This is a genomic window from Paracoccus broussonetiae, from assembly GCF_031854425.1.
Lineage (GTDB): Bacteria > Pseudomonadota > Alphaproteobacteria > Rhodobacterales > Rhodobacteraceae > Paracoccus > Paracoccus broussonetiae.
On the sequence record NZ_JAVRQI010000012.1, the window covers coordinates 119,233 to 145,436 of the forward strand.

Here is a 26,204-nt window from a genome sequence, read left to right on the forward strand (position 1 = left end):
TCAGCGGCGCGCGATGATCAGGCCAAGCAGGAAGCCGACCCCCGCCGCGATGCCAAGGGCCTGGCCGGGGTTCCGCCGGACCATCCCTGACAGATCGTCATAATAGTCCTCGGCATAGCCCGCGACCTCTCCGGCGCGACGCTCGCCTTCGCGATAAAGCCGACGGGCCTCGTCACGGGCCTGCCCGGCATATTCCTGGCCGCGGTTGCGGGCCTGGTCGACATATTCGGCACCACGCTTGCGGGCGGTATCGACGAACTCGGCACCTTTATCGCGCACATTCTCGTAAAGTTCGGCGCCGCGCTGCTTGGCGGTGTCCAAAGCCTCGGCGGCCTCTTCTCCGGCGCGGCGCGCTTCGCGAGCGGCATCTTGCGCGGCACGACGCGCTTCGGCCTTCAGGTCACCGGTCGAGTCCTGATTGGTCATGAGACTGTCCTTTCATGGTCCAATTGCTGTCGGGGTCTCAACGCGGCGACCGGCCAATCGTTCCAACAATGGCAGCGGCGCACGACCGCTTGATCTGTCATCGGGCACAGGACATCATCGGGACCAATGACTTCCAGGCCGAGATTGAAACTGTCCCTGTCAACCTCCGTGGGACGAGGATCGGCCATCTGCATTTTCGTGCCCTGATTTGCGCCAGCGCAAGGAACAGGACGAATTTCCGGCCTATGGGTCGGGAAAGTGATCCGTGGAAGGAGCCTGTCCCATGCCCGACGCCAAACGCCCCCGCATTCCCCGAGGCATGAATCCCGAAGGGCCCGCGCTTTGGTCCTATGGTTTCCGGCCCTTTTTCCTGGGTGGAGCGATCTGGGCCGTGTTGACCATGGCCCTGTGGATCGCGGCGCTGGTCCATGGCCTGCCCCTTGGCGGTGATTTCGGGGCCGCGCTTTGGCATGCCCATGAAATGGTCTTCGGTTTTGCTTCCGCCGTGCTGGCGGGCTTTCTGCTGACTGCGATCCCGAACTGGACCGGAACCTTGCCGGTGTCGGGTCGGGCACTGATCGGGCTGTTCTCGCTTTGGGTGCTGGGGCGCATCGCCATGACGGGGGCCGAATGGATCGGCGTCTGGCCGGCCGCTTTGATTGACGCGTTGTTCCTGCCGGTCCTGCTGGCCACTGCAGCGCGCGAGATTGTCGCGGGTCGGAAATGGAACAACCTGAAGGTGCTGATCGGTGTCGCTGCGATCATGGTCGGCAATCTGGGCTTTCATGCAACGGTGCTGCTGGGCGGCGATCCGGCTATCTGGCTGCGCGCGGCGATTGCGGGCTATGTCGCGCTGGTCATGATCATCGGGGGTCGGATCATTCCCAGCTTCACCCGGAACTGGCTGAGCCGGCAGAATGCGCAGACGTTGCCAGTGCCCTTCAACCGCTTTGATGTCGGCGTCATTGGCTTTTCCACGCTGGCGCTGATCATCTGGACCATCGCACCGGAAGCCTTGTTGACAGCCCTGATGGCGTTGGTGGCGGGTGGCCTGAACGTCGCGCGCCTTGCGCGCTGGCGTGGCCTTGCCACGCGGGCCGAGGGGATATTGCTGGTCCTGCACCTATCCTATGCCTTCGTGCCGCTGGGCTTCCTGACCATCGCGGCGTCTGGCGCGGGACTGGTACAGCCTGTCTCGGCCCTGCATGTGCTGACGGTGGGCGTGATCGGGGCGACGATGCTGGCGGTAATGACGCGGGCGACGCGCGGACATACCGGCCGGACGTTGACGGCTTCGCCCCTGACCCTGATCGCCTATCTCTGCCTTTTTGCGGCGGCGCTGGCGCGGCCGCTGGCCGACCTGTCCGGAGGGCTTTGGCTGATGGAGGCCGCAGGTGGCCTGTGGATATTGGCCTTTGGCCTGTTCGTCCTGGAATATGGCCCGATGCTTATGATGCGGCGTCCCCAGCCAAAGATGACCTGATGCCCGCGTTGGGATAGCCGCCACTTTACGGCACAACCCCGTAAAACGCGCCAAAGCAATCCTCTCGTTCAGCTTCGTTTCAGATTCGGGGCGCTCTGAGTCATCCAAACCCGCCGAATCCGAAGGTCGGGAGTTGGAGGCGCAGATGGAAACGATGCCGTTCCTGCTGGTGTTCGGGCTTGTCGGACAAGCCATGTTCACCGCACGATTCCTGGTGCAGTGGATCGTCAGCGAGCGCTATGGGCGCAGCACGATCCCGATCGCATTCTGGTGGTTCAGCCTGGCGGGCGGCGTCATGTTGTTCACCTATGCGCTGGCACGGCATGATCTTGTCTTCACGCTGGGCCAGGCCGCGGGGCTTGTGGTCTATGCGCGCAATCTGTGGATGATCCGCAGCGCGCGTCAGGACGTCCCTGCATGACCATGACGGGCACCCGGTCCACCCAGCCCTCGCGGCTTGCCGCGCTTGGCGACATTTTCCGCGACTCACAGCTTCAGCTGGCACTTGCGATGTTCGCCGCGATGGCGGTGCTGGGCATCCTGCTGCGTCCGGCGCTTCCCATTGACGAGACCCGATACCTGACCGTCGCGTGGGAGATGCGGACCGGCCATGACTGGCTGGTTCCACACCTGAACGGCCACGCCTACAGCGACAAGCCTCCACTGCTGTTCTGGCTGATCAATCTGGTCTGGCTGGTCACCGGTCCGTCCGAGATCGCGGCGCGGCTGGTCGCGCCGGCATTCGGGCTGCTGACCATTCTGGCCACGGCGCAGCTGGGCGCGCGGCTTTACCCGGCCCAACCTGAACTGGGCGGCCGCGCCGCGCTGATCCTGTCAAGCTCGCTGGGGTTCAGCCTTTATGCCGGACTGACCATGTTCGATTCCATGCTGGCGCTTGCCACGGTTCTTGGCGTGCTGGCCCTGTCGTCTATCCCCGACGGTCGGGGCGATCAGGCGCGGCCTTGGCTGCTTCTTGGCGTGGCGCTGGCCTTTGGCGGTCTGGCGAAGGGGCCGGTCATCCTTTTGCACCTGATGCCCGTCACGCTGACGACCTTGATGTGGAAGCGGATACCTGCGCGCAATCTGACAAAGGGCGTGGCGATTGCCCTGCTGACCGGGGTTGGGATCGTCAGCCTGTGGCTTGTTCCCACCCTTGCCCGCAGCGGCGGCGAATACCGCGAGGCGATCCTTTGGACGCAGTCGGCGGGGCGTGTCGTTCAGTCCTTCGCCCATCAGCGCCCGGTCTGGTATCTGTTGGCGACCCTTCCATTGCTTCTGTGGCCCTGGGCCTGGTCCCCGACAGTCTGGCGCGAGGCACGCTTTCCCCAACCCCTGCCCGTCTGGATCGGCGCGACGCTGATCATCTTCAGCCTGATCAGCGGCAAGCAGGCGCATTACCTGCTGCCGGTCTTGCCAGCCTTTGCCCTGGCTTTCGCGCCCGCCTTGGCCAGTGCCCGGCGCGGGGCTCCGCTGGCGGCCATGGTTCCCGCGGCGGCGGCGGTGCTGCTGCTTGCCGTGGTTGCCGGCGTCGGACCGCACACATTGGCCATTGCCGCCGACCCGTTGCCGATGGCGCTGCTGGTCACCGGCACCATGATTGTCGTGGCCTTGATGCTGGCGCGCGGCGGGCTTCCCGTCTGTGTCGCCGCCCCGCTGGTTGTCGTGTCGCTGTCCTGCCTTTTCCTGGGCCGGATGGGCGAAGCCTATGACGCGACGCCGATGGCCCGCCGCATCGCTCCGCATGACCAGGATGGCATCGGCCTGGTCGATGGACGGTATCACGGGCAGTTCGGTTTTGTCGGCCGGCTGCGTGAACCCCTCACCCTGCTCGACCCCGCCGCCGACGGTACGGCCTGGCTGCAAGCCTGTCCGGGCAGGATCCTGATCGGCCCGGTGGACAACGGGCCGGGCCTGCCCTCGGACACCGTCGATTTCCGGGGCGAGACCTGGGGCACATGGCTGCCCCGGTCCTCTGACCAGATCAATTCGAAAGGCGGCGCAAAATGCCGGTAAACATCGACCGCATCTCGATCGTGATCCCCTGCCACAATGAGGGTGGGGCAATCAACGCGCTGGTTGCCGAAACCTTCGCCACCCTGGGGCCGCTTTGCGGGGAAGTCCTGGTGGTCGATGACGGATCGACCGACGCCACCGCGCAAAACCTGCTGCGCGAGTTCGGTGCAGAGCCCAGGTTTCACCTGATCCGTCACCGCCGCTGCTGGGGGCAATCCTCTGCGGTGAGGTCTGGCGTGCGTGCAGCGACCGGCACTTGGATCGCCACGATGGATGGGGACGGGCAGAATCCGCCCGACCAGATCCTTCAGTTGATCCGTCGGCTGGCCGAGGGCAATGACGACGCGGTCGGGCTGGTCCAGGGCCAGCGCCGCGACCGGCAGGATGCGGGCAATCGCAAGCTGGCCTCGCAGGTCGCGAACCGTATCCGCAATCTGTGCCTTGGCGACAACGTGTCGGATTCTGGGTGCGGGCTGAAACTTTTCCGCCGCGATGCCTGGCTGGCGCTGCCGTTCTTCGACCATATCCACCGCTTCACCCCGGCGATGATGCAGCGCGAGGGCTGGCTTGTGCTGGTCGCGCCGGTGACACACCGACCGCGTGTGGCCGGTGTCTCGAAATATTCGAACTGGCGGCGCGGCATGGTCGGAATCGTGGACCTTGTCGGTGCCGCATGGCTGATACGCCGGACCGGCGTGCCTTCGGCACCCGAGCGGCTTGATGGGGCGCCGCTGCTTGCATCCGCGCCGGAAAGCATGATGGCGCGGCACACGGCCCAGCCCCTTGACCTTCTCGATGCGACCGAGCGCGCTGCATCATGAAGCACCATCCCGCCAGAGCAATCGCAAGGGGGTGCGCCTGAATGCGAAGGCTCGATCACGAAAGCGGGTCGGTTGCCGTCGCGGGATCGCGCCCAACCCTTCGTGGCCTGGGCCGCTTCCTTGCCACGGATCGTGACCGGACCGGCATGGCACTGGCAGGGATCGCACTGATCACGTTTTGGCGGATCGTCGCGCTGTATTTCAACCGGACCGAGCTTTGGGTCGACGAGGCGCAATACTGGCTGTGGGGGCAATCCTTTTCGTTCGGGGCCTATTCCAAGCCTCCGCTGATCGGCTGGCTGATCGGGGCCATGACCGGGCTCTTCGGGAACAGCACCTTTGCAGTGCGGCTTGCGGCGCCTCTGATCCACGGTCTGGCGGCCTGCACTGTACTGGCCCTGACTGCGCGCGTTGCCAGTCCACGAGCGGCGGCACTGGCGGGGCTGGGTTATGCAACCATGCCGGCGGTAACGCTGGGCTCGATGCTGATTTCGACCGATACACCGCAGATGCTGGCCCTCGCACTGGCGCTGCTGGTGCAGCATCGTCTTGCACGTGCGCCCGGCGTGTCGGGGGCGATCCTGCTTGGCCTTGCGGTCGGCCTTGGGCTGCTGGCGAAACAGGCGATGGCCTTTGCTGTTCTGGGCATGGGGCTTGCCGGCTGGATCTCGGCCGACTGGCGCATCGCCCGGCGTGACCTGATCCTCGCGGCGGCGGTGACACTGGCCGTGGTTGCGCCGAACCTGTGGTGGATCGCATCCCACGGCTTTGTCACCTTTCATCATCTGGCTGAGTCCGGATCGTCGCAGGGGTTCGGCCTGCACATTTCCGGCACGCTGCGCTTCTGGGCCGAACAATTTGCGGTCATGGGTCCGGTGGCTTTCGCGGCCCTCCTTCTGTCCCTGCGCAACCCGCCGCAAGCGATGCACGGACCGCTGGCGGTGGCGGTGGTGATCCTGGGCATCGTGACGCTTCAGGCGCTGGGTTCACACGCGCTGGCCAATTGGGCAGTCAGCTTTACCGTCGCGGGGAGTATCGTGGCGGCGGTGTGGCTGGCGGACCGCCCCCGGCTTGCGGCCATTTCGATCGGTTTCGGCCTTTTGGTCGCCCTGCTGCTGCCGCTTCTGGCCATCTTCGGCACGGGCTGGCGCGGTCCCGGTGGCAGCCTGCTGCTGTCTCGCTACATGGGCCATGCCGAAATCAGCGCGCGTGCGATCGACTATGCCCATCAGCATGACACGGCAGTGATTACGGCGCATGACCGCGGCCTTCTGGCGGATCTGAGCTGGCAGGCCAGGGGAACGCGCCTGCGGATCGAGGCTGCACCCCATACAGGTGGCCCGCGTCACCATTGGGACCTGGCCTTTCCCTTCAACCCCAAGGAGCTCGGCCTTGTCGCGGTTCTGCTGCGAGGAGAGCCACCCGCCTGTGCCACGACCAGTGAAAGCTGGACCGCCGGACCCGGCTTTGCCGAAGGCCGAAAGCTCACGCTGGCCATGGCGTCTGCCGCCTGCCTGATGGATGCCTCGCATGAATGATCCGCTGTTTTCCCGACTGCATGTCATCGCACTGACCTCTGCCCTGGCCGTGGCCTGCATCTTCGCGGCGTTTCCCGGTCTTGATCTTGCGATCTCTGGCCTGTTCACCAATGGGCAGGGACGGTTCGCGCTGGCGGGAAGTTCCCTTGCGATTGCGGTGAACGATGTCCTGAGGATCGGGCTGAACGCTTTCTTCATCGCCATCTGCGTGCTCGTTTTGATTGGCCGAGGCCTTCGCCTGACGGCAAGATCCGGGGCAGACAACTGGCGCTTTCTGGCGGGCGTGTTCCTGATGGGGCCGGGCCTGATCGTCAACGGGCTTCTGAAGTCCTGGGTGGGGCGCGCGCGCCCTGTTCAGATCACGGAATTCGGCGGTGAAAAACTGTTCACGCCGATGTTGCAGATCAGCGATCAATGCGCGCTGAACTGCTCGTTTTCCTCGGGCGAGGTGGCGATGGTTTCGACATTCGTCTTTGCGATGCTGGTGCTGGCATGGCCGCATTTGGGACGGCGGGGCAAGCCTGTCGCGGCTGTGTCGGGTGTGCTTCTGATCTGCCTCAGCGTCCTTCTGCGGGTGGGACTGGGTCGGCATTTCATGTCGGACGCACTGTCATCCGTGGCGATCTCGGCCCTGGTGGTGCTGGCGGCCTATCGGGTGTTCGATCTGGCACAGGCCCGGATGCGGCTGACACCCGGCGCGCTGATCGACGATTGTCGGACACTCATTGCCATTGCGACGGGACGGGCTGCACCCGCGCCTTCGCGGACACCCATCCTGCCAGAGGAAAGCTCTCCGCAAATCCTGTCCGAAAGCGCCACGGTGGAACAACACTGACCGTTACGCTCGGTCCCGGCACGCAAGGGCGCTTTGGGACCGTTGCGTTCAGCCAGCTTTCAGTTTCGCAGTTCAGCAGACCCGAAAAAGAACGGGTTCCATCTCATGCTGCGTTTTCGCCATCTGCTTTCCATCGCCGTGCTGGCCGTCATCTTGACGCTCGGCTATCTCGTCAGCCTTCAGGTGAATGGCAATTTCCACGCCATCCTCCCGGGACAGGCCTATCGTTCGGCCCAGCCTTCGGCCCAAAATCTTGAACGCTGGGCGGGCCAGGCGGGTATTCGCAGCGTCATCAACCTGCGCGGCGCACATCAGGGAACGCCCTGGTATGACGCCGAGATCGCGGCCTCGCAAAAGCTTGGCATCGCGCATTTCGATTTTGGCATGTCCGCTGGCCGCCGGCTGTCTGATGAGGATGCCGAAACTCTGATCGCACTTTTGCGAGACGCGCCAAAGCCGGTGCTGATCCACTGCAAATCGGGCGCCGATCGGACAGGCCTTGCGGCGGCACTGTATCTGGCCCAGCTCGGCAAGGGAGAGGGGCTGGCAGAGGCGCAGATTTCCATCCGCTATGGTCATATCTCGATCCCCCACACCAACGCCTGGCCCATGAACGAAAGCTGGGAAGCGATGGAAGGCAGGTTCGGATATGAATCCTGACCCCCTGCCCCGCGCCGATGCGCAGAGACCCGTGAAATCACCCTTAAGCAATCGAGGTAACGTCATGTCGGAAACCCTGCTTGTCCTCTGCATGAAATGGGGCACGCTTTACAGCGCCGATGATGTCAATCGGCTGGCGGCGGGCGTCAGCAACCACCTGAACAGGCCCTATCGCTTCATCTGCTTCACCGATGATGCCAAGGGCCTTGCTCCAGGGGTCGAGGCTTTTCCGCTGCCCCCGCTTGGTTTGGCCAAGGGACACAAGGACAGCCGCTGGCAGAAGCTGGCGCTGTTTCGCAAGGATCTGTTTGGCCTGCGGGGCACGGCGCTGTTTCTGGACCTTGACCTTGTGATCGTCGGCGATCTTGCAAGGTTTTTCGATCAGCCGGGAAGGTTCCTCATCATCCGCGACGATGATCTTTTCCGCCCCAAGCCGTTGCGCAAGATCAATCCCGCCCGTGACCGCTTCCTGCACAGCGTCGGCAATTCGTCAGTCTTTCGATATGAGATCGGCGCGCACGACTATATCCTGGATGCCTACCTGTCGGATCCCGTCGCCGCGACATCACGTTACGAGATCAGTCAACAGTTCCAGTCGGCCCAACTGGCGCAGCACGGAAACCTGAACTACTGGCCCAAGGGCTGGTGTGTCAGTTTCAAGAATGACTGCGTGCCGCGCAACTTCCGCAGCTTTTTCAAGGATCCGTCCCTGCCCGAGGATGCCGGGATCGTCCTTTTCGCGGGCAACCCCAAGATGTCCGAGGTCTTTTCCGGCGGCGGGCATAAATGGTATCGCCGCATCGGCCGGATCGACTGGCTGCGAACGGCATGGGAGGGTTGACGGCGTCCTCGCCTTGCCAATGGGTTCCGCATCGCGCTGAGCCGTGGCAGTTCGTCCGTTAACCATGATCTTCAAAGGAAGATGACCTGCCCGATTCCGCGTGCGACGTCTTAAGCCGAGGAATGGGCAGCGCCGGTGATTTTGCTGAGCGCAATTCAGGATGCCGCGGACCTCAGGTTGCCATCGTGCGACAGGAACGCGTTGTCAGTGGGTTGTTATGCATATCGCAGGAATATGTCGATTTTCGCTTGTCGGGCCGGGGGATTGGCGGGCCTATCGCGGCGCTTCGAAAGACCAGCATGAAGCCATTGCCGCAAAGCAGGTCGCATCGCTTTTCGCGCCGGCGCGGGTCGAGCAGCGGCTGGCGACATTCGAACATATCACCCTTGCTTCAATGAAGGCGCAGAGCGATCAGGACTTTCATTTCCTGGTGCTTGCGTCAGAGCTGATGCCGGAAATCTACCGTGACCGCCTCAGCAGGATTTGCGCCGGTGTGCCGCAGGTCTCACTGCGGTTCTTTCCGGTGATCGGCGCCGGGGCCGCGCAGATGCAGGTGATGTCGGATCTGGGCCTGTCCTATCGCCAGACTTTGCAATTCCGGCTGGACGACGACGATGCTCTATCCGCGAACTATGTCGGAAAGATGCGGACCTATTGCACGCCCTTGGCCCGTTCAAGAATGCAGTTTTCCGCCAGCTTCCACCGGGTTGCTTTTGTAAATACGGCAGACGGAACCGGGTTCGCCAAGGATCTTCCCTTCATGAGCGCGGGCACCGCCGTGCTGCACCATCGCCGGACGATCTTCGCCTTCGGACATTTCGGTCTGCGAAAGCGCTTTCCAGCCGTCAGCGTCCCTTCCTGCCACTCGCTGATCCTGAAACACGACACGAATGACAGCACAGTGGAGCGACCGCCGCCGCGGTCCAAGATGACAGTCCAAAAGATGCGAGAGTATCTGGACCAGAATTACCCCTTCCTTGATGGCGAAGGATTGCGGCTGCTTGGCCACGCGTAAACCGGAAGCGACAGGCAGTAGTGGGACAGACCCATCCAGGGCACCGCCCCTGCCCGCTCAGTCCAGAGATGCCGTGCACTTTTGTTTGCAGTATCTGGCAGAAAGTCGGATCACATCTGCGGATCGGCGGCCAAGCAATCAGCACGGGGCTGGTTGAGGCGCGGTCATCCAAGTCATTGATTTAATGGTACCGCCTTCCCGGTTCGAACGGGAGACCCCCAGATCCACAATCTGGTGCTCTAACCAACTGAGCTAAGGCGGCACTGGCGCGGTATCTAACGCCAGATCATGGGGGATGCAACCCTATCTTGTCGGATTTCGACACCCAATGTAATCAATGTTCGAAATGGGAATGACAAACCGGAAGGGCCGGACATGAGCATCAACAGCGAAAGCGAAATTGCGGCGAATCTGCAGATCGGACCTACCGACCGCGGCATGGTGCGCATCTATGTCGAGGGTGAGGGCGTCGACCTGCCCCTGGACTTCGATCCCGAAGAAGCCGAGGAAATTGCCGAGGAACTTCTCGCCGCGGCCGAGGCCGCGCGAGAGATGCGGACGGATTCGGGCAAAGGTGGAAAGTCCCCTAAGAAACCGCGCCGCTGACCCCCATCGGATCGGTCACGGCCATCAGGCGTCCGGTTGAAACGCGGGCAATCTCTCGCAGCAGGCGGGTGCGCCTAGCGCCCGCCAACCGGGTTTCGGGGCCCATGCGGATCAGTTCGGCACCCCAACTGTCCGCCATGATCAGACCGCAACCCTCTGGCAGCAGGTCCTGCGGGAAATCCGCGTCGATTGCCCAGAAGAACCGGTCGCAGAATTCCAGATAACCTTGCCACTTGCGGTCGGCGATGAAATCGGCCCGGCAGCTTTTGCACTCGACGACCCAGATTTCACCCTTGGGCGAGATCGAAATGACATCGACGCGCAAGCCCCCCACTGGCACGAATTCCGGCAGTGCGGCATGGCCAAGCGCGCTCAGCATCCGCGTGACACCGCGGGCAAGACGCTGGCCGGGCATGGCTGGCAGCAGCGTCGGATCATCTGCAGGTGAAATCTCGGTCATGCGCGTGACCATGAACTAAAAGAGAACATCTGGCAAGCTTCGGCGGTATCTCTGCCTGCCCTTGCAGCGGCACACGGGCAGGACTATCTATCGTGACTGGCGGGCTTCTGCTCTTCTCGTGTGCGGCCTTTTTTTCCACTGGCCTATAATTTCACCGAGGGGGCTGGCTCTGGCGGGGCCCTGGTCCCGTTACCCGGCTCCCACCTGGACATCCAGGCTTTCGGGGAAACCTGTGCTGCCACGGTCGCTGCGGTTCCCGCCACCCTTCCCTTTTCGTCCGATCCGAACGGAAAAGGGACGGCCCTTGCGGGCCGCCCCCTGTTTCGACGAGAGAGAGGTTGGGATTTCCTAGAAGCCGTAGACCAGCGACACACCCAGAGTGTTGTCCGTGCGGATCGCCCGGTCCGAAACGTACTCGGTCTTGTACGAGATGCGCGTCGCGAACGAGTCCGTCATCTTGAAGTTCAGGCCAAGCTCGTTGGTCGCGGTATCGTTGCTGTCGGACGTCAGATAGTCGGTGTCGTTGGTCAGGAAGAAGTTCTCGTTGACCCGATAGTAGAAGCGAGAGGACAGCAGGTAGCCGACGCCGGTTTCCGAGTCCGTCTCAAGCACTTCGGCGACCGGGTCGATCACGTTCACTGTCTTGGTATAGCGGATACCGACCGCGGCCTGGACGCGCCATGCCATCGTATCAGTCATGATGATGCGATAGCCGGGACCGATACCGAAATAGGCGTCACGTTCCAGCCGGCCATCGAGATCGGCAAAGGTATCGCCATCGTCAAGGCTGATCGGATCGTCGGCCAGCGCGTCGGTCGAAAGCCGACCCAGCGCAAAGCCATAGAAACGATCATTGATATCGTAAAGACCCTCATAAATCACATAGGTCTTTTCGGTATCGGTATCGCCGTTATTATCTTCGCCATATTCCAGCAAAATACCGATCGATTGCGAGAAAGGCGCCTGGTTATAGGAAAGGCGACCGGATAGGGTGAAATCCTGGTTCTCACTATTTCCGGTGCGACCGATATAGCTGAGCGCGACCGAGCCAAAAAGGCCCTGTACGCGATCAGGATTGCCGAAACGCGACGGATCCGAGGAACGGTCGAAATCGTCCTGAACCGCGTCTTCGACATCCTTCATTTGCTCGTTGACGTTGGAGATCCCGGTCGCATTCGCGCCGGCCGCGATTTCCTGCTGGGCAAGGGCGGGCGACGCAAGTGCGGCGGCCATTGCGGTTGCACCGGCGAGGCAGGCAAGAGCTTTCATGTTCTCAGTCCTTTTCTGAACCGTTTCCGTGTCCGCGATGCCGGTCAGGGCAATCGCAAGCATCTCTGCTGAACGAGAATTAGACGCCCTATTCCAACCCATAAAGACATGGCCGAAATTCACGACGCCTCGCATAAACGTGAAGTCTCTGCGCCAATTTCGCGTCGGCGGGAAATGGACCATTCAAATTCGTGATGAAACCAAATCGGCATTGGGAAATGCAGGTTCGTTTTTCGTTCTATTTCAGTTCTCAAAAGGAATATGGCCTCGCGGAAGAACGTGATCCGCCTTCGGCAACCTGCGCGCGATTTTTTGATTGCCTAAAATCAAGGCAAACAAAAACGCCCAATCACATAGCGGGCGTTGTTGCAAGATATCCACAGGTTTGGCCGGAAAAACCGTCAGGAAAGTACCTGTCGTGATGACGCAGACTGCCATCTGGCCGTGTGGGACGTGGCATTGATGCCCACGCGCCACAGAGGTGTGTCAGATTCTCCGCTATGGCTGAGCCGCTGGGATCGGCGCCGTCCCCGGCGCCTGATCCAGTCTCAGAAGGCTTCGGGGCGGGCCTCGCGCGCCATGTGGTCCAGAACCGCATTCACGAATTTCGCCTCGCGCCCGTCGGGGAAGAAGGCTTGCGCGATGCGGACATATTCGGTGATGACCACTTTAGGCGGGGTGCCCGACTGCACCAGTTCGGCGCCCGAGGCGCGGAACAATGCGCGCAGGACCGGATCGATGCGATCGATGGGCCATTTCGCGACCAATGCACGATCGGTCATCTGGTCGATCCGCGACTGCCAATTGACGGCGTCGTCCAGGATGCGGCGGAACAGGTTCTCATCCGCTTCGGCCGAGACGACATCGTCATCTTCGTCCATCCGGCCGATGCGCCACTGGCCGAATTCCGCGATCACGCGGTCGACGGATTGGCCCGAGGCCTCCATCTGGAACAGCGCCTGAACCGCATAGACACGCGCGGCCGAGGTCTTAGCCTGACGCGCGGCGCGCTCTTCCGGGCTGCGCCGGTTTCCACCTTGTCCGCTCATGCGCCCCGAGGTCCTTCCAGTTCGCCCGCAAGGCGGATGATGTCACGCTGCTTGTCCGCCGCAGCCGTGCCGGCGGGGCTGCGCGCTTCCCAATTGCGCTTCAGCGCGATCAGGTGCAGCGCGGCGGCGGCAGCGCCACCACCCTTGTTCTGCCCTTCGGGATCTGCGCGGACGGCGGCTTGGTCGTAATTCTCGACAGTCAGGATGCCGTTGCCGATGCAATGACCGTCAAGCCCAAGCAGCGTGATGCCGCGCGAGCTGTCATTGCAGACGGTGTCGTAATGCGTGGTCTCGCCCCGGATGACGCAACCCAAGGCGACATAACCGTCGTAAAGCCCACGCGAGGCGGCCAGGCCGATAGCAGTCGGAACTTCCAGCGCGCCGGGCACCTCGACCAGGTCGACGGTGGCGCCGGCCTCGGCCGCGATGGCCTTTGCTCCTGCGATCAGACCGTCAGCGATCTGACGGTAATAGGGCGCGACCACGATCAGCAGCCGGACGCTGCCCTCGATCCTGGGCAGCGGCAGCTGGTAGTGTTCGATGCTGGCGGCCATGGCTTACTCTTTTGGAATCGGACGCGTGGAATGGATCGAAAGACCGTAGGCGTCAAGCCCGACAACCTTGACCGGGGCCGAATTGGTCAAAAGAACCAGTTCGGACAGGCCCAGCGAGGACAGGATCTGCGCGCCAAGCCCGTATTGCCTCAGCACATGGGGCGAAACCTCGCCCTGTACAGGCAACTTGCGTTCAAGATCGCGGAACAGGACGACCACGCCCCTGCCCTCTTGCCCGATCAGGCGCATTGCGCTGGAAAGCTCGCCCGCATCCTCGCGCCCGACCCCCAGCACGTCGTGCAGCGCGTCCAGCGCGTGCATTCGCACCAGCACGGGTTCCGAAGTGGTCAGGTCGCCCTTGGTCAGCACGACATGTTCGGCTCCCGAGGTCTCGTCGGCAAAGATGCGCATCATCCAGTCGCCGCCGTGGATCGAGTGCACCGGGCGCTGTGCCCGTTCGGCGATCAGGTTGTCGTGGCGACGGCGATAGGCGATCAGGTCGCTGATGGTGCCAATCTTCAGCCCGTGATGTTGGGCAAAGGCCACCAGGTCCGGCAGGCGGGCCATGGTGCCGTCTTCGTTCATGATTTCGCAGATCACGCCCGCAGGATTCAGCCCGGCCAGGCGGGCCACGTCGACCGCAGCCTCGGTATGGCCGGCGCGGACCAGAACGCCTCCGTCGCGTGCGCGCAGCGGGAAAATGTGGCCAGGGGTCGCGATGTCGGGCGCGCCCTTGGTCGGATCGATGGCCACGGCGATCGTATGCGCCCGGTCATGGGCCGAGATGCCGGTGGTCACACCTTCGCGCGCCTCGATCGACATGGTGAAGGCGGTCTCGTGCCGGCTGGAGTTCTTGGGGCTCATCAGCGGCAGGCCCAGGGCGTCGATCCGCGCGCCGGGCATCGACAGGCAGATCAGCCCGCGGCCATGCGTCGCCATGAAGTTGATCGCCTCGGGCGTCGCCATCTGGGCGGGAATGACCAGATCGCCTTCATTCTCGCGGTCTTCGTGGTCGACCAGAATGAACATGCGGCCGTTGCGGGCCTCGTTGATGATCTCCTCGGTCCGGGAGATTGCATCGGACCAGTCGCGCTCAACGGGTCCGGGTTTCTCATACTGCATCCGCAACTCCTGCAAAGAAGGCCTGGCCGGTTACGAATCCCGCAAGCCCGCCCGCCGTCATCATCTCTCGCTCATGCGCGGTTTCACCGATCATCAGCACAGCATCGCCCGGCAGGCCCTGCGACCTGAGCCAGGCTTTCATTTCGTCCCGCATCTCTGACCAACTACTGCCAAAGGGGGCAAGCGGGCGACCCGACACCGCCCCGATCTGGCGCGCCAGCACGTCGGGCGCAAGGCCTGGCGCGCATCCCAGGTGTGGTGACGCGGCGATGCGCGCAATGCGCGTGGCCTCAGTCGACGGGATCGGCTGCCCGCGGCGAAAGACGCCAAGCGCGTTTGACGAATAAAGGAAGGCGACAAGATCGCGGCCCGTGGTCGCGCGGACCCCGGCATAGGTCTTGTAGTCAAGACCAAGTTCCTTTGCGCGGCGAACCTGCAGGCGGACGATCTCGACCGGCAGGCGCGCGCCTAGAAGGTCACGCCGCGCGACGTTCCAACAATGGGCGCGATAGCTGCTGCCCGCGCCCGGTCCGCCGTTATGCCCGATCCCCGCCATCAGCCCGCCTCGGCCAGACGTGCGACGTAGCGGGCCAGCGTGTCGATTTCCAGGTTGACCGCGTCGCCCGTCCTGACCGTGCCCCATGTGGTGACGGCCTGGGTATGGGGAATGACATTGATCCCGAAGGTATTGCCCTCGACCTCGTTCACGGTCAGCGAGGTGCCGTTCAGCGCGACCGAGCCCTTGGGCGCAATGAAGCGCGCCAGCGCGTCGGGCGCGCGAAAGGTGATGCGGGTGCTGTCGCCTTCGTCATGCATCCCTTCGATCAGGGCCACTCCGTCGACATGCCCCGAAACGATGTGACCGCCCAGTTCGTCACCCACGCGCAGTGCGCGTTCGAGGTTCAGTCGCTTGCCGCTGGCCCAGCCATTCGCGCCGATATTGGTCTTCGAGATGGTCTCCGCGGAAATGTCGACGTCGAACCAGTCTGCACCCTTGTCCACGACCGTCAGGCAGACCCCGTCGCAGGCGATCGAGGCGCCCAGGTCCACGCCGGCCATGTCATAGCTGCAGGCAATCCGCGCGCGCATGTCCCCGCGCATCTCGACATTGCTGACGGTTCCGATGTCGGTAATGATCCCGGTGAACATATCTGCCCCCATTCGCGGTACTCCGCCGAGACCTAGAGCCTTGCCGCGCAATCTTCAAGCGAAGCTATGCTCATGTGTCCGGCAAGTGCCTGAAAGACAGTGACAGCCCTGCAATATTCGTGCATTCACTTCGAAAAGGCCGGTATTCTACGGGCCCAGTTCACCAACTGCGACGCCGAATGATTTATACTGCGACTCATTTGCCCCGAGCCGGGAAGATGATGTGACCTTGTTGACCCGAGCCCCTGAACCCGCGCTGCCGGCCGCACTTGCCGTCCGGCCGCCGGGACATCGCGTCTTCCTGATGCTGCAGGGGCCACATGGCCCGTTCTTCGATCGGCTTGCGCGCCAGTTGCGTCAGGCCGGAGCCACCGTTTGGCGCGCGGGCTTCAATGCAGGGGACGAGTTCTTCTGGACCGACGGCGAACATTTCATCCGTCACACCGGCACGCCAGAGCAGTGGCCTGCACATCTGGAGCGTATCATCCACGAAAAGCGGGTGACGGATATCGTCCTTTATGGCGATGTGCGCCCGATCCACGCCGCCGCGCGCGAAGCAAGCCAGCGCTTCGGCCTGGTCCTGCATGTGTTCGAGGAAGGCTATCTTCGCCCCTTCTGGATCACCTATGAACGCGGCGGATCGAATGGCCACTCGCCACTGATGAGCATTCCGGTGCGCGAGATGCGCAATGCGCTGCGCGGCCGAGTCGGTGAACTCAGCCGTCCGCCCGCGCGCTGGGGCGATATGCGCCAGCACAAGTTCTATGGCGCGCTCTATCACTTCTTCGTCCTGATCGCGAATGCCAGGTACAAGGGATACCGGACGCATCGCCAGATCGGTGTGTTCAAGGAATTCCGCCTGAACCTGCGCCGTCTGCTGCTGACGCCGGTCGACATGTTCGCGCAATGGCGCGAGGCCGCGGCGATCCGGCAGGGTGGCTTTCCCTATGTCCTTGTGCCGATGCAGCTTGAGCACGATTCAAACTTCGTGGCGCATTCCCATTACGCCACCATGGCGGAATTCACCAATGAAGTGCTTGAGGAATTCTCGCGTTCGGCCCCGCGCCACCATCATGTCGTGTTCAAGGCCCATCCGCTTGAGGATGGGCGCGGCGGCATCCGGCGCGCGATCCTCGACAAGGCGCAGGAACTGAAGATCGCCACCCGCGTGCATTACGTCCGTGGCGGCAAGCTGGCCCAACTGTTGAACCAGGCGCGGGCGGTGGTGACGGTGAATTCGACCTCGGCGCAACAGGCGTTGTGGCGCGGGCTTCCGGTCAAGGCGATGGGACGCGCCGTTTATGACAAGCCCGGCATCGTTTCCGACCAGAGCCTGTCCGAATTCCTGCACGATCCCGCGCCGCCGAATGCAATGGCCTATCGCCGCTATCGCGACTTCCTGCTGGAAAGCAGCCAGGTTCCCGGGGGCTATTACGCCGAGCGTTCACGTGCCCATGCCCTGCGCATCGTGGTCGACATGATGCTGGCCTTCGAAGACCCCTATGAGGCCCTGATTGCCGGGCGCGGCAAGTATCGGCAACAGATGGAACATAATCCGGAATGAACTGCCGCGAAATTGTGGAAATGTTCATAACAGTGTTCTAGTTTACAGCAAAATCAACAGGGCGAAGCCCGTGATCGGACGAGAGAGACAGGAGTAACAGTTTGACCGCATTGAGTTCTTCGTGCTTGCGCGCTGAAAAGGCGCAGCCGGCACGCCGGCGGTGGACCAGCCGTCTGGGTCAATTTGCCATTCTGGGTGCCGTTATCCTGGTGACCGCATGCGGCCTTCCGCGCTCGGGTCCGACGCGTGGTCAGATCTATAGCGGCTCGGTTGAAAAGGGCGGCAGCACCCATGTGGTCAATGTCGATGACCGCGTGAACCGCGCTGCGAACTATTCGCCCGCCTATGGTTTCGGATCGGATTTCCAGTCGGCGGGTCAGGTCGGTGCCGATGAGGTTCGTCCCGGCGACGTTCTGGGTCTGTCGATCTGGGAAAACGTCGATGACGGTCTGCTGACCTCGATGGGCGCCAGCTCGACCCAGTTGCAGCAGCTTCAGGTGGACAGCCAAGGCTATATCTTCGTGCCCTATGCGGGCAAGATCATGGCCGCGGGCAACAGCCCGGACGAGCTGCGCCGCCTCATCACCGAGAAGCTGTCGACCCAGACACCCGACCCGCAGGTCATGGTGACGCGGGTCGCGGGCGATGGCGCGACCGTTTCGGTCCTGGGCAAGGTCCACGCGCAGGGTGTCTACCCGATCGAGCGTCCGACCCGCAAACTGTCCTCGATGCTGTCCCGCGCGGGCGGGGTGTCGATCGAGCCCGAGATCGCGGTGATCACCGTGAAGCGGGGCGGAAACAGCGGCAAGGTCTGGCTGCGCGACCTGTATTCCAACTCGCGCAATGACATTGCCCTGCGCCCCGGCGACATCATCCTTGTCGAAGAGGATCAGCGCAGCTTCACCGCATTGGGTGCGCTTGGCGGCCAGACCAAGGTTCCGCTGGGCAACGAGCAGGTCAACGCGATCGAAGCCGTGGCCATGGTCGGCGGCCTTCAGACCTCGCTTGCCGATCCCAAGGGCGTCTTCGTCATGCGTGAAGAGCCGCAATCGGTGGCGCGCGCCGTTCTGGGCCGCAACGACATCTACGGCACCCAGCGCATGGCCTATGTCCTGGACCTGACCAAGCCCGACGGCATGTTCCTTGCCCGCGACTTCGTCATCCGCGACAGCGATACGGTCTATGTGACCGAAGCGCCGATGGTTCAGTGGACCAAAACGCTCAACGTCATCCTTGCCCCGGTCAACCAGATCCGCACGACCGAACAAGGGTTCTGAGTTCATGCCCGAAACGAACAAGGCCGCCGGAGAATTCCGGCGGCTTTTCGTTTACAGCGGCGGGTTCTTCACCCACCCTCGTATCCGCCGGATCCTGACGCTGGCCGGATGGACGCCGACGCTGGGCCTGCCCGGCGCAGGGGACACCGTGGGGGTATGGGGCGCCAGCCCCACCGCCTGGCGGGGTGAGGCGATGGCACGACGCCGCGGCGCCCCCCTTCTGCGGGTCGAAGACGCGTTCCTGCGATCGGTCCTGCCCGGACGCGCAAATGGCGCCGTCGCGCGGCGTGGCCCGATCGGATTGATCCTTGATCCGCTTGGCCTGCATTTCCGCCCGGACCAACCCTCGCTGATCGAAAGCCTGATCCTTGACCCTGCGACCTCGCAACATGACGAAAAGGCCGCGCAGGTGATTTCACGGCTGATTGCAGCCGACATCTCGAAGTACAACGCGCATCTGCGCGACGTCGCGCTGCCCGGTCCCGGCTATGTGCTGGTGATCGACCAGACGCGCGGCGATGCCTCGTTGCTGGGGGTTGGGCGGGCAGAGTTCCTGCAGATGCTGACCGCGGCCCGTGACGAACATCCGGGCCAGCGCGTGGTGATCCGCAGCCATCCGGAAACCGCATCGGGGCTTAGACCTGGTCATTTCGACGCCGCCGACCTGAGGCCGGGGGACGAGATCTGCGACACGCCGATCTCTCCCTGGACATTGCTGGACGGGGCAACGGCGGTCTATGCCATGTCGTCGCAACTGGGATATGAGGCGCTGCTGGCCGGGCATCGTCCCCGGATTTTCGGCCAACCCTTCTATGCCGGATGGGGGCTGACCGCGGATGAGCACGGCTTTCCACGCCGCGGCCCCGCGTCGCGAGAGCGGCTGTTTGCCGCCAGCCACCTGGTTGCCCCTCTCTGGTATGACCCGTGCACCGACCGGCTGACCGATTTCGAAGGTGCCCTGCGCCAGATCGAGGCCGAGGCCCGCGCCTGGCGTCAGGATCACGCGGGTCACCTGGCCTATGGCATGAGGCTGTGGAAGCGTCCCTTCATCAGCCGCTTCTTCGGCAGCGGCAAGGGCGTCCGATATACCTCGCAGCCCAAGTCCGACGTCACGCTTGCCTGGGCCGGGCGGGCCGATGCTGTCCCGCAGGCCATCCGGGTCGAGGATGGCTTCATCCGGTCGCGCGGGCTGGGCGCGGCGCTGGTGCCGCCGCTATCCTTGGTCGCCGACGATCTTGGCATCTATTACGACCCGACGCGTGAAAGCCGGTTCGAGCGGATCATGGCCCGACCCTTGCCACCCGGGGGTGAGGATCGGGCGATGGATCTGGCGCGCAGTCTGGTCGCGGCGGGGGTGACGAAATACAACCTGTCCGGGCAGCTTCCGCCCTTGCCCCAGGGGCACCGCATCCTTGTGCCGGGCCAGGTCGAGGATGACGCCTCGATCCGGCTTGGAGCGGGGAGCGAGCGGCGCAACCTTGATCTGCTTGCTCGTGTCCGGGCCGAGAACCCGGATGCGGTTGTGATCTACAAACCCCATCCCGATGTCGAGGCAGGCCTGCGTCCCGGCCTGATCGCCGAGGATGATCTTGCGCGGCTGGCCGATGTCGTGGCGCGCGACAGCAGTGCGGCGGATCTGATGGCTGTGGTGGACGAAGTCTGGACCATCACCTCGACCCTGGGGTTCGAGGCGCTGATGCGGGGCCTGCCGGTCACGACACTGGGCGCGCCCTTCTATGCGGGTTGGGGGCTGACGCGCGATCTCGGTCCGGTCCCGGACCGTCGCCGGACCGGGGCGGATCTTGCACAGCTGGTCCACGCGGCGCTGATCGCCTATCCCCGCTATCACGACCCGGTCAGCAACTTGCCCTGCCCGCCCGAAATCGCGATGCAGCGACTGGCCGATCCTACGCAAGTGTCCGGCGCGGGTCCGGGATTGCGGTTGGTGGCCAAGGCGCAGGGGCTTCTTGCCAGTCAGGCGTGGATCTGGCGGCGTTAGTCGCGCAGCCAGCGATGCATGACGTCGGGACCAATCCGCCGGGTCTCGACAAGGCGAAACCGCGCGGCATCTGCCAGCCGCGCCAGTTCCAAGGAACCGAAGGCTGGCCGCGCATCACCGCCCAGAACGACGCCCGCCGTATAGCCGACAAGCTGATCGACCAGGCCGGCGCGCAGAAGACTGGCGGCAAGAATGCCGCCGCCTTCACAAAAGACGCGGGTTATCCCGCGAGAACCAAGCTGCGCCATGATGACGCCCGGCTCGCCCGTGATCTGCCACAGTGGGCCGTGATCCGGGTCCTCGGGTGGCAGCTCGGGCAGTTCCCCGGCAGAGACGACGATCCGCACCGGCTGGCGCAGGCAACCCATGCCCCGAACGTTCAGGGCTGGGCGGTCGGCGCGGGCGGTGCCGCCGCCCACCATCACGGCGTCATGGCTCATTCTCAGGGCATGGACATGGCGGCGCGCGGCCTCGCCCGTGATCCATTGGCTGTCGCCCGAGGCGGTGGCGATCCGGCCGTCGAAGCTGCTGGCAAGCTTCAGGGTCAGCATCGGGCGCCCGGCGGTCATGCGCGTCAGGAAGCCGCGCTGCAGCTCGCGCGCCTCATGCGCGCGAACGCCCTCGACCACCTCGATCCCGGCTTCACGCAGCAAGTCTATGCCCCGACCCGAGACGCGGGGATCGGGATCGGTGATCGCGGTCACGACGCGGCTTATCCCGGCGCGGACCAGCGCGGCCGCACAAGGTGGCGTGCGGCCGTGATGCGCGCAGGGCTCCAGCGTGACATAGGCGGTCGCCCCATATGCGGCCGCGCCCGCCTGGATCAGCGCATGAACCTCGGCATGAGGCCTGCCACCCGGCTGGGTCCAGCCACGACCGATCACGCGACCGTCTTTCACGATCACGCAACCGACTGCCGGGTTGGGCCAGGTATTGCCCAGACCGCGCCGGGCAAGGCCAAGCGCGTGATCCATGTGCCGAAGGTCGTTCACTCTTCCCCGAGGCCCGGCCGCAATTCCGAGACGAACTTGTCAAAGTCGTCAGCCGCCTGGAAGTTTTTGTAGACGCTGGCGAAACGGACATAGGAAACGGTGTCGATCCGCGCCAGCGTTTCCATCACGATCTCGCCGATGACCTTCGAGGGCACGTCGGTATCGCCCATGCTTTCCAGCCGCCGGACGATGCCGGAAATCATCTGGTCGATCCGCTCGGGGTCGATCGGGCGTTTCTGCATGGCGATGCGAATCGAACGCTCCAGCTTGGTGCGATCGAAATCCTCGCGCCGGCCGCTGGACTTCACGACCACCAGGTCGCGCAGCTGCACACGCTCATAGGTTGTGAACCGCCCGCCGCAGGCCGGGCAGAACCGGCGTCGGCGAATGGCGACATTGTCCTCTGCAGGACGTGAATCCTTTACCTGGGTGTCCACATTTCCGCAGAACGGACAGCGCATCCCTTGTCCCCCGAGTGACCTGAACCTCAGCGAGTATAGGCAAGCCCAAATGTCTTGGGTAGCCCGCAGTTCGCACCACAAGATAAGCCATATCCGATCCTTGCGGCAAGATGGGCCCGGGTGGCACGATACGCGAAAGCGCATGATTTTAGGCGACCTGCCATCTCGACAGGGTGCTTCGCCCCGTGCAACATTCCCGCGTCGGCAACCAGGAGGAGCCGACCAACGCGGAGGAAACTTATGAACAATAACAGCACGTTTGACCGGCGCGGCTTTCTGACTCGCGCTGCCGTCGGGGGCGCGACCGCAGCCGCCGGCGCGGCGCTTGCCGCCCCCGCCATCGCGCAGGAAATGCCCGAGGTGAAGTGGCGCCTGACATCCGCCTTTCCGAAATCGCTGGATACCATCTACGGCGGTGCCGAAGTTCTGTCGAAGTACTTGTCCGAGGCGACCGGCGGCAAGTTCCAGTTGCAGGTCTTCGCTGCGGGCGAGATCGTGCCCGGCCTGCAGGCGCAGGACGCGGTGACCGATGGCACGGTCGAGGCCTGCCACACCGTTGGCTATTACAGCTGGGGCAAGGATCCGACCTTCGCGCTTGGCTCGGCCGTTCCCTTCGCCATGTCGGCCCGCGCGCACAACGCCTGGCAGTACCACGGCGGCGGCATCGACCTGTATAACGAATTCCTGGCTGGCTATAACATCTTCGGCCTGCCGGGCGGAAATACCGGTGCCCAGATGGGCGGCTGGTTCCGCAACGAGATCAAGACGGTCGAGGACCTGAAGGGCCTGAAGATCCGGGTTGGCGGGTTCGCAGGCAAAGTGCTTGAACGGCTTGGCGCGGTGCCCCAGCAGATCGCAGGCGGCGACATCTATCCGGCGCTGGAAAAGGGCACGATCGACGCCTCGGAATGGGTCGGTCCCTATGACGACCAGAAACTGGGCTTCTTCAAGGTGGCGCCCTATTACTATTATCCGGGCTGGTGGGAAGGCGGTCCGACCGTCCACTTCTTCATGAACAAGGCGAAATACGAAGCGCTGCCCGACAATTACAAGTCGCTTCTGCACACAGCCTGCCAGGCCGCCGACGCCAACATGCTGCAGAAATACGATCACCTGAACCCGATCGCACTGAAGGAACTGGTCGCTTCCGGCGCGCAGCTTCGCCCCTTCAGTCAGGAGATCCTGGACGCCTGCTTCAAGGCCGCGAACGAGGTCTATACCGAGCTTGACGCCTCGAATCCGGGCTTCAAGAAGATCTGGGATTCGATCAAGGAATCGCGCGCAAACTGGTACCTGTATAACCAGACCGCCGAATACACCTATGACACCTTCATGATGATCCAGCAGCGCAACCAGATGCTGTAAGCCATCGTCAGGATTACACGACGCCGCCGGAATCGCTTCCGGCGGCGTTTCGCGTTCCCCAGCGAGAAAAGGCGGCCCTTGGGCCGCCTTTCCTGTTCAGTTTCCAGCCGGCGGCGTCGCCGGGGCCGTCAGGCCGGGCGGCGGTCCGGCCAGCGGGTCCAACCCGCCCGCGGCGGGTGCTGGTGGTGCCGCCGGTGCCGTTGCATCCGGCGTAACGGGGGTCGCAGGGGCCGGTGCGGGCGCAGGTGCGCCGAAGTCCGGCACGCCGCCCAACCCGCCAAGGCCGCCAGTCCCGCCGGCGGGCGCGCCCGGCGCAGCAAAGGGGTCGCCCAGCCCGCCAAGGCCGCCCAGGCCACCACCGCTGGGGATCTCGATCTTGACGTTGCTGGTGTCGATCGGAGGCCCCTTGTAGTGCATCACCAACCCCGGGAAGGTCATCACGATGCCAACCATCAGAAGCTGGATGAAGACATAGGGAACCGCGCCCCAGTAGATCTGGGCGGTCGTCACCGGCTCCATCCGCTTGCCGGTGACCTTGTCGATATACGCCTCTTTCGGAGCGACCGAGCGCAGGAAGAACAGCGAGAAGCCAAAGGGCGGGTGCATGAAGCTGGTCTGCATGTTCACGCCCAGCAACACGCCGAACCAGATCAGGTCGATGCCCATCGCCTCGGCCGCGGGGGCCAGAAGCGGGACGATGATGAAGGCCAGCTCGAAGAAGTCGAGAAAGAAGGCCAGCACGAAGACCAGCAGCGACACCGCGATCAGGAAGCCGTATTCGCCCCCCGGCAGCGAGGTCAGCAGGTGCTCGACCCAGACATGGCCGTTCACCCCGTAGAAGGTCAGCGAAAAGACCCGCGCCCCGATCAGGATGAACATCACGAAGGCCGACAGCCGCGTGGTGGCCAAAAGCGCCTGGCGGACCACGTCATAGTTCAGCCGTCCCTTGATGGCCGCCAGCAGAAGCGCGCCCACGGCACCCATCGCCCCACCCTCGGTCGGGGTAGCGATGCCCAGGAAGATTGTCCCCAGCACCAGGAAGATCAGTGCCAGCGGCGGAATCAGCACGATGATGACCTGCTGCGCCAGCCGCGACATGACGTTGATCTTCAGCCCTTTGTCGAGCAGCGCGATGACATAGATCACGATGATCGCCAAGGCGGGGGCCAGAATATCTGCATCCTTGCCGTGGGTCGGGTGCATCCACTTAAATGCAAGATAGGCCAGGGCCACCGTCGCGGCCAGCGCGACGAACAGCGACGTGACGCCAGACCCCAGCGTCCGCGCTTCCTTCGGCAGGGCCGGGACGCTGTTCGGGCGGATGATCGACATCACGAAGATATAGATCATGTAAAGCCCGGTCAGCACCAGGCCGGGGAAAAGTGCGCCCTTGTAGATGTCGCCGACCGAACGGCCCAGCTGGTCGGCCAGCACGATCAGCACCAGCGAGGGCGGGATGATCTGCGCCAATGTCCCGGATGCCGCGATGGTTCCCGATGCGACGCGCCGGTCGTAACCATAGCGCAGCATGATCGGCAACGAGATCAGGCCCATCGCGATGACCGAGGCCGCGACCACACCAGTCGTCGCCGCCAGAAGCGCACCGACGATGATGACGGCATAGGCAAGCCCGCCACGGATCGGGCCGAAAAGCTGGCCGACGGTGTCCAGCAGATCCTCGGCCATGCCCGATTTTTCAAGCACGATGCCCATGAAGGTGAAGAAGGGCACGGCAAGTAACGTCTCGTTCGACATCACCCCCCATAACCGCTCTGGCATCGCGTTCAAAAGCGGCCAGCTGAGGTTGATGGTCCCGCCGGACAGCGGCGCAAGCTCGACTCCGATAACGAAGAAGAACAGCCCGTTCGCTGCCAGCGCGAAGGCGACCGGATAGCCGAAAAGCAGGAACAGGACGAGCGCCGCGAACATGATCGGTGCCATGTTCAGCGCGATGAATTCCATCATTTGCGGGTCTCCTCGCGCGCGGGGGCCGCGTCGTCATTCAGCGCCGTTTCCATGTCTCGCGCCATCGCCTCGCCCTCAAGGGCGGCGGCGGCATGCTGGGACACGAAGGGCGTCGGGTCGGGAATGACGCCACGCATCACCGCGACCTTCTTGATGATCTCGGAAATGCCCTGAAAGAACAGCAGGATGAATCCTGCCAGAAGCAACGCCTTGGCCGGCCACAGGATCAGCCCGCCCGAATTGGTCGAGACCTCGCCGCTGCGATAGCTGCGCATGACCCATGGCCACAGGAAATAGATCATCAGCGTGACGAAGGGCATCAGGAACAGCACATGCCCGATCAGGTCGATCCAGTGCTGCCTGCGCCGCGCCCACATGCCATAGATGATGTCGATGCGGATATGTTCGTTTTCCTTCAGCGTATAGGCGGCTGCCCCCAGAAAGGCGACGCCATACAGGTACCATTGCAGCTCAAGCCAGGCGTTGGACGAGGTATTGAATACCTTGCGGATAATGGCGTTGCCGGCACTGACCAGCACCGCGACCAGGATGAACCAGGTCACCGCCCGGCCGATCATGGTGTTGACGCGGTCAATGCCGCGCGAAAGGCCCAGAAGGGCACCCATGCAGAAACCTCCCCGTTATTATGGGCCGCCTCCCTCCAGAAGCGGCTTGCCGGTCGTGCCGGTCTTCCCTGTGAGAATGTTTTGAATGAAGGGCAAAAGCCGGTCAAGAACCGC

27 protein-coding genes and 1 tRNA gene are annotated in these 26,204 nt (G+C 63.4%); 14 read left to right on the forward strand and 14 right to left on the reverse strand.

Translation table 11 applies throughout. From position 1 onward, the window contains the following. Positions 1-426 carry a DUF883 family protein gene (locus RM190_RS15980; protein WP_311760461.1) on the reverse strand — a complete coding sequence of 142 codons (426 nt, stop codon included), beginning with the start codon at positions 424-426 and terminating at the stop codon, positions 1-3. Positions 427-709: 283 nt separating this feature from the next. On the opposite strand from RM190_RS15980, the gene RM190_RS15985 reads away from it, so the two are divergent. The 9 genes from RM190_RS15985 to RM190_RS16025 all read left to right on the forward strand — a co-directional run bounded on the left by RM190_RS15985 (position 710) and on the right by RM190_RS16025 (position 9,632). After that, entirely contained in the window at positions 710-1,909 is a 1,200-nt protein-coding gene (locus RM190_RS15985) for an NnrS family protein (RefSeq protein WP_311760462.1), read from the forward strand. A 145-nt stretch (positions 1,910-2,054) separates the two neighbouring features. Continuing rightward, positions 2,055-2,330 (forward strand): lipid-A-disaccharide synthase N-terminal domain-containing protein, encoded by a 276-nt coding sequence (locus RM190_RS15990; RefSeq protein ID WP_311760463.1) that lies wholly within the window; start codon positions 2,055-2,057, stop codon positions 2,328-2,330. Next, positions 2,327-3,922, forward strand: a complete 1,596-nt coding sequence (locus RM190_RS15995) for an ArnT family glycosyltransferase (RefSeq protein WP_311760464.1) — start codon at positions 2,327-2,329, stop codon at positions 3,920-3,922. Before RM190_RS15990 ends, RM190_RS15995 begins: the two co-directional genes overlap by 4 nt. Beyond that, positions 3,913-4,743 (forward strand): glycosyltransferase family 2 protein, encoded by an 831-nt coding sequence (locus RM190_RS16000; RefSeq protein ID WP_311760465.1) that lies wholly within the window; start codon positions 3,913-3,915, stop codon positions 4,741-4,743. Before RM190_RS15995 ends, RM190_RS16000 begins: the two co-directional genes overlap by 10 nt. Before the next feature lie 41 nt (positions 4,744-4,784). Next, positions 4,785-6,281, forward strand: a complete 1,497-nt coding sequence (locus RM190_RS16005; protein WP_311760466.1) for an ArnT family glycosyltransferase — start codon at positions 4,785-4,787, stop codon at positions 6,279-6,281. After that, positions 6,274-7,116, forward strand: coding sequence for a phosphatase PAP2 family protein (locus tag RM190_RS16010; RefSeq protein ID WP_311760467.1), 843 nt, complete (start codon positions 6,274-6,276; stop codon positions 7,114-7,116). The genes RM190_RS16005 and RM190_RS16010 overlap by 8 nt, the downstream gene beginning before the upstream one ends. A gap of 105 nt (positions 7,117-7,221) precedes the next feature. After that, positions 7,222-7,776 carry a tyrosine-protein phosphatase gene (locus tag RM190_RS16015; protein ID WP_311760468.1) on the forward strand — a complete coding sequence of 185 codons (555 nt, stop codon included), beginning with the start codon at positions 7,222-7,224 and terminating at the stop codon, positions 7,774-7,776. Positions 7,777-7,840: 64 nt separating this feature from the next. After that, the gene (locus RM190_RS16020) at positions 7,841-8,617 is read left to right on the forward strand and encodes a hypothetical protein (RefSeq protein ID WP_311760469.1); all 777 of its coding nucleotides are present in this window, start codon (positions 7,841-7,843) and stop codon (positions 8,615-8,617) included. A gap of 217 nt (positions 8,618-8,834) precedes the next feature. Then, on the forward strand, positions 8,835-9,632 hold the full coding sequence (locus RM190_RS16025) for a glycosyltransferase (protein ID WP_311760470.1): 798 nt from the start codon (positions 8,835-8,837) through the stop codon (positions 9,630-9,632). A 185-nt stretch (positions 9,633-9,817) separates the two neighbouring features. Here RM190_RS16025 and RM190_RS16030 read toward each other — a convergent pair. Beyond that, a tRNA-His gene (locus RM190_RS16030) sits at positions 9,818-9,894 on the reverse strand. 113 nt (positions 9,895-10,007) lie between these two features. On the opposite strand from RM190_RS16030, the gene RM190_RS16035 reads away from it, so the two are divergent. Further along, complete coding sequence (locus tag RM190_RS16035; protein WP_311760471.1) at positions 10,008-10,238, forward strand: DUF6324 family protein; 231 nt, start codon at positions 10,008-10,010, stop codon at positions 10,236-10,238. On the opposite strand, the gene RM190_RS16040 is transcribed toward RM190_RS16035, so the two are convergent. From RM190_RS16040 to RM190_RS16075, 8 genes are all read right to left on the reverse strand, one after another. After that, on the reverse strand, positions 10,219-10,698 hold the full coding sequence (locus RM190_RS16040) for an MmcB family DNA repair protein (RefSeq protein ID WP_311760472.1): 480 nt from the start codon (positions 10,696-10,698) through the stop codon (positions 10,219-10,221). The genes RM190_RS16035 and RM190_RS16040 overlap by 20 nt on opposite strands. 348 nt (positions 10,699-11,046) lie before the next feature. Beyond that, positions 11,047-11,967, reverse strand: coding sequence for a DUF481 domain-containing protein (locus tag RM190_RS16045; protein ID WP_311760473.1), 921 nt, complete (start codon positions 11,965-11,967; stop codon positions 11,047-11,049). Positions 11,968-12,210: 243 nt separating this feature from the next. Next, a complete protein-coding gene (locus tag RM190_RS16050; RefSeq protein ID WP_311760474.1) occupies positions 12,211-12,405 on the reverse strand; it encodes a hypothetical protein in 195 nt (64 codons plus the stop codon). Positions 12,406-12,515: 110 nt separating this feature from the next. After that, on the reverse strand, positions 12,516-13,016 hold the full coding sequence (gene nusB, locus RM190_RS16055; protein ID WP_311760475.1) for a transcription antitermination factor NusB: 501 nt from the start codon (positions 13,014-13,016) through the stop codon (positions 12,516-12,518). Continuing rightward, positions 13,013-13,570, reverse strand: coding sequence for a 6,7-dimethyl-8-ribityllumazine synthase (locus RM190_RS16060; protein WP_311760476.1), 558 nt, complete (start codon positions 13,568-13,570; stop codon positions 13,013-13,015). Before RM190_RS16060 ends, nusB begins: the two co-directional genes overlap by 4 nt. A 3-nt stretch (positions 13,571-13,573) precedes the next feature. Then, a complete protein-coding gene (ribB, locus tag RM190_RS16065; protein ID WP_311760477.1) occupies positions 13,574-14,692 on the reverse strand; it encodes a 3,4-dihydroxy-2-butanone-4-phosphate synthase in 1,119 nt (372 codons plus the stop codon). After that, positions 14,682-15,248, reverse strand: a complete 567-nt coding sequence (locus tag RM190_RS16070; protein WP_311760478.1) for a hypothetical protein — start codon at positions 15,246-15,248, stop codon at positions 14,682-14,684. The genes ribB and RM190_RS16070 overlap by 11 nt, the downstream gene beginning before the upstream one ends. Next, entirely contained in the window at positions 15,248-15,841 is a 594-nt protein-coding gene (locus RM190_RS16075) for a riboflavin synthase (RefSeq protein WP_311760518.1), read from the reverse strand. The genes RM190_RS16070 and RM190_RS16075 overlap by 1 nt, the downstream gene beginning before the upstream one ends. 304 nt (positions 15,842-16,145) lie before the next feature. Here RM190_RS16075 and RM190_RS16080 point away from each other — a divergent pair, with 304 nt between their 5' ends. From RM190_RS16080 to RM190_RS16090, 3 genes are all read left to right on the forward strand, one after another. Next, positions 16,146-17,405, forward strand: coding sequence for a capsule biosynthesis protein (locus RM190_RS16080; RefSeq protein WP_311760519.1), 1,260 nt, complete (start codon positions 16,146-16,148; stop codon positions 17,403-17,405). Between the two features lie 209 nt (positions 17,406-17,614). Then, complete coding sequence (locus tag RM190_RS16085) at positions 17,615-18,682, forward strand: polysaccharide biosynthesis/export family protein (RefSeq protein ID WP_311760479.1); 1,068 nt, start codon at positions 17,615-17,617, stop codon at positions 18,680-18,682. A 4-nt stretch (positions 18,683-18,686) separates the two neighbouring features. Beyond that, positions 18,687-20,681, forward strand: coding sequence for a capsular polysaccharide biosynthesis protein (locus tag RM190_RS16090; protein WP_311760480.1), 1,995 nt, complete (start codon positions 18,687-18,689; stop codon positions 20,679-20,681). On the opposite strand, the gene ribD is transcribed toward RM190_RS16090, so the two are convergent. Together ribD and nrdR are read right to left on the reverse strand one after the other, a co-directional pair. Beyond that, positions 20,678-21,655 carry a bifunctional diaminohydroxyphosphoribosylaminopyrimidine deaminase/5-amino-6-(5-phosphoribosylamino)uracil reductase RibD gene (gene ribD / locus RM190_RS16095; protein WP_311760520.1) on the reverse strand — a complete coding sequence of 326 codons (978 nt, stop codon included), beginning with the start codon at positions 21,653-21,655 and terminating at the stop codon, positions 20,678-20,680. The genes RM190_RS16090 and ribD overlap by 4 nt on opposite strands. 14 nt (positions 21,656-21,669) lie before the next feature. After that, positions 21,670-22,134: a transcriptional regulator NrdR gene (nrdR, locus tag RM190_RS16100; protein ID WP_311760481.1), complete on the reverse strand. Its 465-nt coding sequence runs from the start codon at positions 22,132-22,134 to the stop codon at positions 21,670-21,672. A 240-nt stretch (positions 22,135-22,374) separates the two neighbouring features. Here nrdR and RM190_RS16105 point away from each other — a divergent pair, with 240 nt between their 5' ends. Next, entirely contained in the window at positions 22,375-23,499 is a 1,125-nt protein-coding gene (locus RM190_RS16105) for a TRAP transporter substrate-binding protein (RefSeq protein ID WP_311760482.1), read from the forward strand. Positions 23,500-23,595: 96 nt separating this feature from the next. Here RM190_RS16105 and RM190_RS16110 read toward each other — a convergent pair whose 3' ends face one another. Together RM190_RS16110 and RM190_RS16115 are read right to left on the reverse strand one after the other, a co-directional pair. Then, positions 23,596-25,464 (reverse strand): TRAP transporter large permease, encoded by a 1,869-nt coding sequence (locus tag RM190_RS16110; protein ID WP_311760483.1) that lies wholly within the window; start codon positions 25,462-25,464, stop codon positions 23,596-23,598. Beyond that, positions 25,461-26,090 carry a TRAP transporter small permease subunit gene (locus RM190_RS16115; protein WP_311760484.1) on the reverse strand — a complete coding sequence of 210 codons (630 nt, stop codon included), beginning with the start codon at positions 26,088-26,090 and terminating at the stop codon, positions 25,461-25,463. Before RM190_RS16115 ends, RM190_RS16110 begins: the two co-directional genes overlap by 4 nt. Positions 26,091-26,204 lie beyond the last annotated feature (114 nt).